The 8,858-nt window shown below is 36.8% G+C and carries 6 protein-coding genes; all 6 read right to left on the reverse strand.

Annotated elements, in window-relative coordinates; genetic code table 11:
- Positions 1 to 6: 6 nt before the first annotated feature.
- A complete protein-coding gene (locus ACGLXV_RS03425; protein WP_391557494.1) occupies positions 7 to 1,566 on the reverse strand; it encodes a response regulator transcription factor in 1,560 nt (519 codons plus the stop codon).
- A complete protein-coding gene (locus ACGLXV_RS03430; protein ID WP_391557495.1) occupies positions 1,559 to 3,325 on the reverse strand; it encodes a cache domain-containing sensor histidine kinase in 1,767 nt (588 codons plus the stop codon). The genes ACGLXV_RS03425 and ACGLXV_RS03430 overlap by 8 nt, the downstream gene beginning before the upstream one ends.
- A gap of 243 nt (positions 3,326 to 3,568) precedes the next feature.
- Positions 3,569 to 5,350 (reverse strand): ABC transporter ATP-binding protein, encoded by a 1,782-nt coding sequence (locus tag ACGLXV_RS03435; protein WP_391557496.1) that lies wholly within the window; start codon positions 5,348 to 5,350, stop codon positions 3,569 to 3,571.
- Between the two features lies 1 nt (position 5,351).
- A complete protein-coding gene (locus ACGLXV_RS03440; protein ID WP_391557497.1) occupies positions 5,352 to 7,103 on the reverse strand; it encodes an ABC transporter ATP-binding protein in 1,752 nt (583 codons plus the stop codon).
- 106 nt (positions 7,104 to 7,209) lie between these two features.
- The gene (gene rhaM / locus ACGLXV_RS03445) at positions 7,210 to 7,524 is read right to left on the reverse strand and encodes an L-rhamnose mutarotase (RefSeq protein ID WP_391557498.1); all 315 of its coding nucleotides are present in this window, start codon (positions 7,522 to 7,524) and stop codon (positions 7,210 to 7,212) included.
- A partial coding sequence (locus ACGLXV_RS03450) for a beta-galactosidase (protein ID WP_391557499.1) occupies positions 7,521 to 8,858 on the reverse strand: 1,338 nt, incomplete at its 5' end. The genes ACGLXV_RS03450 and rhaM, both read right to left, overlap by 4 nt.

Below are 8,858 nucleotides of genomic sequence, written 5' to 3' on the forward strand. Positions count from 1 at the left end.
TATTTTTTACTGCCCTTGTAACGATTCTTTTTTATATTCTGATGGAGTGTATCCTGTATGTTTTTTAAAGACCTGACTAAAATATTGAGGGTTCTCACCATACCCAATTTTTTCTGCTATTTCAAACACCTTTACATCGTTTTCTTTTTCAATAAGCTTAATAGCCATTTCAATTCTTTGTTTGGTTAGGTAATTAGAAAACTTTTCGCCAGTTTCTTTCTTAAATAACTTTCCTAGATAATCAGCATTCATATATAACATCTCATTCGCAACCCAATGCAAGGATAGATGTTGATTTCCCATATGTTTTTCAATAATTTCAATTACTTTATTAATAATGGCAGAGTGTTTCTTCTTATTTTGGTTATAAAATAAAGAGGTTATTTCTTGGGCAACGCTTTCAAAAAAGGATTTCATCGTTTGTATCGTTTCCATTTCTAGCAAAACGGTTAATTGACCTAAATACTTATTCATCTGTTCGGCTTCACACAAACGAATCATCGAATTAAAGAGTTGTATGACATAAGACTTGGTTGTATGAATATCCAGTTTTAAATAGATTAGATGATTAATAAAATTACTGATTTCGTTCTTAACATCCTCCCATGAACCCGATTTTACTAGGCGACAAAATTTTTGATCATCAAAATAAAAATCTCCTTCCGCTAGATTGTATGGATTGGAGATATCCTTTGTCGTAATGATACCTCCTTCATTTAAATAAAACCGGTATGAAAGGCAATCCAGTGCTTCCTTGTATAATTTATTGGCGTGACAGATGCTTCCTTCTTCACTTATAGCAATCGTACAATCTATTTGGTAATATTGAAAAAATGTTTTTTTAATTTTTTCTATTTGGCTATGAAGACTAAGTGTGTCTTCATCATCTTCAATTAATAACAACACGGTTTCCCCAACTGTACAGCTGAGTATATAAGAGGCCAAAATATGTTCCGCTATATTTTTGATAGCAAACATATGCTCAAAATAGAATTCTCCCTCAAGTTGGAATAAAACGAGCCGGACTTTAGAAGAATGTAAATCTAATTGAAATAGTTTATGATAGTAATCTAAATCTTTGTTTTCATACTGATTCGTAACAATTTCCTTTAACATCTGTTCCTTTGCATAGGGCATAACACTTTCGAGAGTACCTTTCATCTGTTGAACAAATTTTTCCCGATTTAGTCTTTGTGTTAAATCCTCACAAAGCTCCGTTACAGCATCCATAATCGAGTGCTCATTACATGGTTTTAATAGATAGTGCTTCACTCCATATGCCATTGCCTGTTTTGCGTAATCAAATTCACTAAAGCCTGATAGGAGAATAAATCGTATGTGTGGAAACACGCTGTTAACTTTTTCAACAAGCTCTAACCCGTTCATTCCAGGCATTTTGATATCACTAATAACGATATCTGGTTGTTTTTGTTCAATTACACTGAATGCTTCGATGCCATTTCTTGCCGTTCCTATTAATGTGGTCCCTATCGATTCCCAGGCAATTACCTTTGCCATTCCGTCAGTAATGATTCTTTCGTCATCTACTAATAAAACCTTATACATAATTTCCCCCCTTATCAAACGGTAGTACGATGATTACTTTTGTACCTTCATTTGGCACACTTTCAATCCTAACTCCATAGTCTTCTCCGAAAGAAAGCTTTATTCTTTCATCTATATTTGATAACCCTAACCCTTGTCCTCTAGTTTTCACTTCTCCCCTTTTTAATTTTTCAATAAAGGCAGGCTCCATTCCTGGACCATTGTCCTCCACAATAAGTTGGAACGAGTCACTATCAACAATTGAATACACTTCAATTTTACAAGTATCAATCATTGGTTCTAAGGCATAGTGAATGGCATTTTCCACTAGGGGCTGTAACGTTAATTTGGGAATAGAATATCCATAAAGATCCGTATTCACATTCAAATGAAAATCCAATCGGTCTTCAAATCGATAACTCTGAATAATAATATAATTTTTAACGATATCAAGCTCTTCCTCTACCGTAATCAATGGTTTTTTTAAAGAGATAGAATTGCGCAATAAAAAACCGAGCGCTTCAACCATTTTCGAAATTTGAGTTTGTCCATTTCCCTTGGCTAACCAGTTGATTGATTCTAATGTATTGTATAAAAAATGGGGATTAATCTGAGCCTGTAATGCTTTAAACTCTGTTTCCTTGATCGTCAGCTGCTTAGAAAAAACCTCATGGATCAACTCATCAATTTGTTGGATCATCGTTTGAAAGTTTTGTTGCAATTTTCCTACTTCATCATCCTGAGTCGTGGAAAATTTAAGCGTTTCCTTTCTGGCCTCTTTAAAATCACCAACCTTTACGTGTTGCATGCCGGCTACAAGATTTTCTAAAGGAATCGTTATGTTCCTTGCAAATCGCATTCCTAATACCGTTACAACAGCGAACATCAAAATAAATATAATGATTAAAAAAGTTTTCACTAGATTAATATTGTTGAAAATTTGATTAAAGGGAATTGCGTTTACATAACCCCAATCAAAGTAATTCGACTTAATAGAAACAAGAAAGTAACTTTTTTTATCGATTTCTTTTATCTGATAGCCAGAGTCTAATGTTAGTAAGTGATCTTTTAGGAAATTGGTTTCTTTTGGAAAAATAATGTCATTATTATCAACAATAAAGAACTCTCCATCCATCCTTTTCGATCCCTCTAAAATATTTCCTACAAGCTTATCCATGTTGATATAAATGACGAGTGTACCTAAGGTGTCAAAACTTAGGTTTCGGTACTGCCTAATTTCCCGAGCAGTTGCGATGGTAAAATCATTTTCCTTTGGATTAAGCCATACATTGCTCCCATCTGCACTTATGGCCATCTCGGTAACATACTTCTTTTGTCTCTCTGACAATTTTAAGTTTTTGGGACCGACAGCATACTCTTCGCCATTTGCGTCGACTAAATACACTGATTGGATGTAAGTTTCTTTATTGACATAGCTAAGAAGTTTATCACTCATTTGGTTACGTAATCGAAATTTTTCATATTCTGTACTGTCTTCCAAAATTAAAGACAAATATTGTTGGATTTGTGGATCCGTTAAAATATTATAGGAAACATCCTCCATCCTCTTTAATTCATTCTCTATACTATTTGAAGATGTACTTAAAACTTGTGAGGATTTACTATATATTTGTTCATCATACATTTTAAATGCATAGCTTAATCCAAAGAATGTAAAAGAAAATGAGAGAATCATAATCCATGAAACGAGTACAAATAGTTTATATTTAATTTTCAGATTGTCATATCGCCTCTTTAGTTGACAAAAAGCCTTTTTCATTAGAGTGATTCTCCATTTTCATCATATAATAGTAGGTAAAAAGATACATATGTAAGCGCCCTCATTTTTCCGCAAGAAAACACCATAAAATTTGTCCGTACGTGTTAATTAAATTTTACCATTATCCAACTATTTTTCAAAGGGAATAATTAAATAGTTGGATTTTTCTAAATAATCCGAACGCGATTGTAACATTTAAAACATATCAAATAGCCCCTAAGTACTGTACTCAGGGGCCAAACATTAGCCAACAACTAAAGAGGAGTATTGTGAAGTATATAAACTCCAATAAAGTCCTTTTTGTTGAATTAATTCCTCGTGTGTCCCTTCTTCTCGAATCTTCCCTTTTTCAATAAAAAAGATTCGAGATGCATTTTGAATCGTGGAAAGCCGGTGAGCAATGATAAAAGAAGTTCTTCCTGAAAGCAAAGCCTCAAGTCCCTTTTGCAGAGCAAGTTCTGTCTCGGTATCTATAGAAGATGTTGCTTCATCTAATATAAGGATTTTAGGGTCAGCGAGTAATGCTCTAGCAAAAGAAATCAGCTGCCTTTGACCATTTGAGAGCTTTGTTCCTCTTTCATTTACCTCTGTATGATAGCCATCCTTTAACTGGCTAATAAATCCATGTGCCTGCACAGCCTTAGCAGCCTGCATGACCTCTTCATCGGATGCTTCCAATCTTCCATAACGGATATTCTCCATAATGGTTCCCGAAAAAATAAACGGGTCCTGAAGCATGACTCCCATCTGTTTCCGAAGGGACGTAACACTAACGGACTTTATATCAACATCATCAATTTTTATGACTCCGCTATTAATATCATAAAAACGGCTAATCAAATTGACTATCGTTGTTTTTCCAGAACCTGTTGGGCCCACAATGGCTATGGTTTCACCCGGATTCACTTTGAAGTTGATGCCATCTAGGTTTCTATCGTTTTCTTCATAACCAAAAATGACATTCTCAAAATCCACCTTACCTTTAATAGCGTCTAGGTCCGTTGCTCCAGGTTCACTCATGATCGTCGGTTTTTCATCCATCATCTCAAAAATACGTTCTAGGTATGCCGAAGCATTAATAATTGCATTGTAAAAGTTCCCGATATTGGTCAGTGGTGTCCAAAACATCCAAATATATCCGACAAATGCAACCAATGCCCCGACTGTAATGCCGTTTCCTATCATACTGATGCCAATAACGTATATCAAAGAGACGGTTAATACCGAAATATTTTCAATCGCAGGCCACAGTAGGAAATGAACCTTAATCGCTTTAATCCATGTACCTCTATACCCATTGGAAACCCCATGAAAAATTTTCTTATTTTCTTCCTCTTGGACAAACGCTTGGGTCACTTTAATTCCATTAATGCTTTCATGGATATACGCATTCATATTGGATTGCTTATTGCTTAAATTTTGCCATGCTTTCCGCTGAGCATTTTTTATTAAGAAAATAAATGCTGCAAGGATCGGAAAACCAGCCATCGCAGCTAGCGTTAACTTAACATCAATCGCAAGCATAAAGCCGATAATGACCAATAAGCTAAAGAGATCGGTAATTAAATTAATCAAACCGTTTGATAATAAATCACTTAACCCATTCACATAATTAACTACCCGGACCAATATTTTGCCATGTGGCCGGCTATCAAAAAATGAAAAAGAAAGCTTTTGTAAATGCGTAAATAAATCTTTTCGAATTTGTTTTATCACATCGTGACCAATTTGAGACATCATTCGGATTCTGTATTTCATACAGATGCCAGTAATGATCAAGGCACCTAAATAAATTCCCGCCAAGATCACTAACCCTGTAATATCCTTACCTGGTATTTCTTCATCTATTGCCTGTTTAATTAAATAGGGGCCAATTAAATTCGCACCACTTGCTAGAAGCATGATTAGTACAGTTAATAGAATGGTTCTTTTATGAGGTTTCACATACACTAGTAATCTTTTTAGGTGAACGATACTAAAAGGTGTTTCCAGCTCTTCATCTACATTAAACTTATTACGTGCCACTTTATCTCACCTTCCCTGCAATTAGGTGAATATCAAAGTTCCCATACTGATTTTGAAAAACATGGTAATAGTAGCCTCTTTTTAACAGTAATTCTTCATGATTTCCTTTTTCTATGATTTTGCCATTATTCATTACGAGAATGATATCTGCCTCTTTTACAGACGAAATTCGATGGGCAATAATAAAACAAGTTTTGCGTTGTTGAATAGCTTGAAGTGTGTGTTGAATTCTTTCCTCTGTTTCTATATCCACGCTTGAGGTCGTATCATCCAAAATAAGAATACTCGGGTCTTTCAAAAGGGCTCTTGCAAGTGCGATCCGCTGTTTCTGTCCTCCTGATAATCCTACTCCCCTTTCCCCAACAATCGTGTCATAGCCGTCAGGGAGGCTTGTAATAAAATCATGAGCTTCAGCTTTTCTAGCCGCCGCTTGAACATCCTCCAGTGTTGCGTTGGGATTTCCATAGGCAATATTTCCTTCAATGGTATCGGAAAATAGAAATATATCCTGCATAACCATTCCCATGGATGACCTTAATTGATGAATATCCCATTCCTTAACGTTCCTTCCACCAACTTTAATATCTCCGCTGGACGTATCATAAAATCTGCTAAGCAAGTTCACTAATGTTGATTTTCCTGAACCAGTTGGGCCAATGATTCCCACTGTTTGCCCGGGATGAGCCTCAAAGGTCACATCCTCAAGAACCATTCCATCACCATAGCTAAAATAAACACGGTCAAACTCAACCGTAGCTGATTTTTCCTGTATGATACTTTTTTCAACACCATTAATCATTTTTGATTTTGTTAGGAGCAATTCCTCCACTTTTTCAGCAGAGGCAATAAATCTTTGCACATCATTCATCAACCAGCCTGCCATCCGCATGGGGTTGTTTAACGCCCAGATCAAAGAATTAAAAATGACGAGTTCTCCAATTGTTAGTGAATCATTTATTACCATAATACCGCCGACTAAGATCATTACTACCGTTAAGACACCTGCAAGAGAATCAAGAACGGGTAAATATCTCTCCCACACTTTTGCAGAATTCAGATTTCGATCCATGAAAGCTTCGTTTTCGACTGAAAACTTTTCAATTTCATAACTTTCTTTCGCAAACGCTTTAACAACCCGATTTCCACTGATATTCTCCTGAACGATTGAATTAAGCTTCGCAAACTGATTTCTAATTTCCGTAAATGTTGGCTTAACATCACGCGATAAACGGAAGGCAAAAAATGCGATCACCGGCGCTATTGATAAAATGGCTAATGCCAATGGTGGATGGATAGTAAACATAAAAACGATAGCAAAGATAAAGATAGTTGCATTTTCAAATATCATATAAATCGTCCAAGCGGTAAAATGTCGAATGGCCTCCATGTCACCTGTCATACGAGCCATAATATCTCCTGTTTTGGTACGATCATAGAAAGTAAAATCTAATTGAAGAAGGCGATCATAAAGGTTTTCTCTCATTCTGAAAATGACATTTTGAGATATTTTTTCAAACATGATCTGATATCCATATCGAACGGAAGTCCTCACAATCGTGGTACCGATCATTAACGCTACCAAAGTCCATAGCATTTCTATATTTTCACCATACATAACATCATCAACCATTCTCCCTGCTAGATATGGATTCACCATATTAAGGGCTGACACAGCCAATGCCAATAATAAACCAATAAACAACTTTCCTTTAAAATGACGGATATAGCTCCATGCCCAACGCAAACTATGCATAAACTATCCCCCTCTTATTGTTATAAACTTCTACACCCTAATGAATAGACTCTTAATAAAACGAGAGACCACTAACAGAAGCACTAATGGTCTCTCTTTTTCTTTTCTAGTCTAAATAAAACACCTGCTTTAACTCTGTTGAAACTGGACTGTTATCCGGGTTCGTTTCCATAATGTCCTTCATATACGTCCACCATTTTTGACAAATATCCGTTTGCGCCATCTGATTCCACTTTTCTTCACTCTCAATTTCTACATATGAAAAGAGGCTATTGGTCTTCTCATCTAAAAAAATGGAATAGTGATGCGCTCCGTGATTCCTTAATTCGATTTCCATTTCCGGCCAAAGTTCATCATGACGTTTTTTGTATTCATCATGACAGCCAGGAAACACTTTCATAACTGATGCTTTTCGAATCATCGTAACTCCTCATTAAATTGGATCACCTTATATTCAAAGCTGCTAAGCTCGAGTTTTCCTGGTTCAACTGCGCTATTGGTCTGCAAATCTATACCTCGTTGCGGAATCGTCACTGAACCGCCTTTCCCATCCATATTGATGATAAACCAAACCGCGTACCCATCCCCTTGTCTTGGGGCAACGATGGTTCCTTGTGATACATCGGTTCTCATAGTAAGATTTGCTTCCTGTGAATAATGATCGACTAATTTCTGCAACAGCAAGTCTCCTGCATCTCCTAGTGGCAATGACCCAAGCATGACGATTTTTCCTGCTCCAAGTTGATGCTCCGTTAGAAAGGCTTTCCCTTTAGATAGTCCCTCCTCAATGATTCCAACGGCAGTTTCAGAATCTGCTTCGAACACGGAACTCCAATTCCCTAGTGGTGCAGCAATATCAAAAGCACGCCCGATGCTTCCAGTACCATCCATTGGGTAGGTGTAAAGTACTTCTACACCGGCATATTTTTCTAATTCCCCTAAAGCTCTATCTGTATGAACCGTGTGATGTTCGGTGCGTCCACCTGTTAATGGCCCAGCAATCCAAATCCCACCCTTTTCTACAAACTCGATTGCCCGAGCGATATAATCGGAAGATACATACGGGATAAACGGGGTGAACAATAGTTTATAACCGTCTAAACTCGCTCTTTCAGGGATTACATCACGATAAATTCCCATGGATAAAATTCGTTTGTAGAAATCCGTAATTAAGTTGCGATGATTCAATTCTCGATGCGGCTCGGTCTTTAAGAAGGCCTTGCCCCGGTCAGAATACGTAATAGCCAATTCTGCTTGAGAAGGCTTAGTTGATAAAATAATTGGCTCAATTTCTTTACGCATTTCTTCTACTTCTAGCACATTTGAGAATCCAACGGTCGGTTTTCCCCATGCGCTGATTACAGACCCGTGTGGCTGTTCGCAACCTGCACGCTGCTGTCTCCATAACCAATAACAAAACGCTTCAGCACCTAATGCATAGGCAGCAGCTGCTTCTACTTTTAGATAGCCATTTGGATGAGGATTGGCATGACTTTCTAACGACGCCGCATAGGATGGACTTGTTTCCATGACCCAGAAATTCTTTCCTTTTTTGAAGTTCCTCCACAAATCATGATTAATCAAATAATTCTCAAAGTGATCGATGGTGGCATAAGTGTCAAACGAAGCAAAATCTAAGTTTTCGTAAAGCCTTTCGTTGTCTACACTGAAAAAGACAGAGCTATTATGGGTAATAGGTGCATTAGAATACTCTCTAATGATTTCTGCCTGTTCATCGGAAAACTCAGCAATTTT

Origin of the sequence: Robertmurraya sp., assembly GCF_036676585.1 — a bacterium.
Taxonomy (GTDB): Bacteria; Bacillota; Bacilli; order Bacillales; family Cytobacillaceae; genus Robertmurraya_A.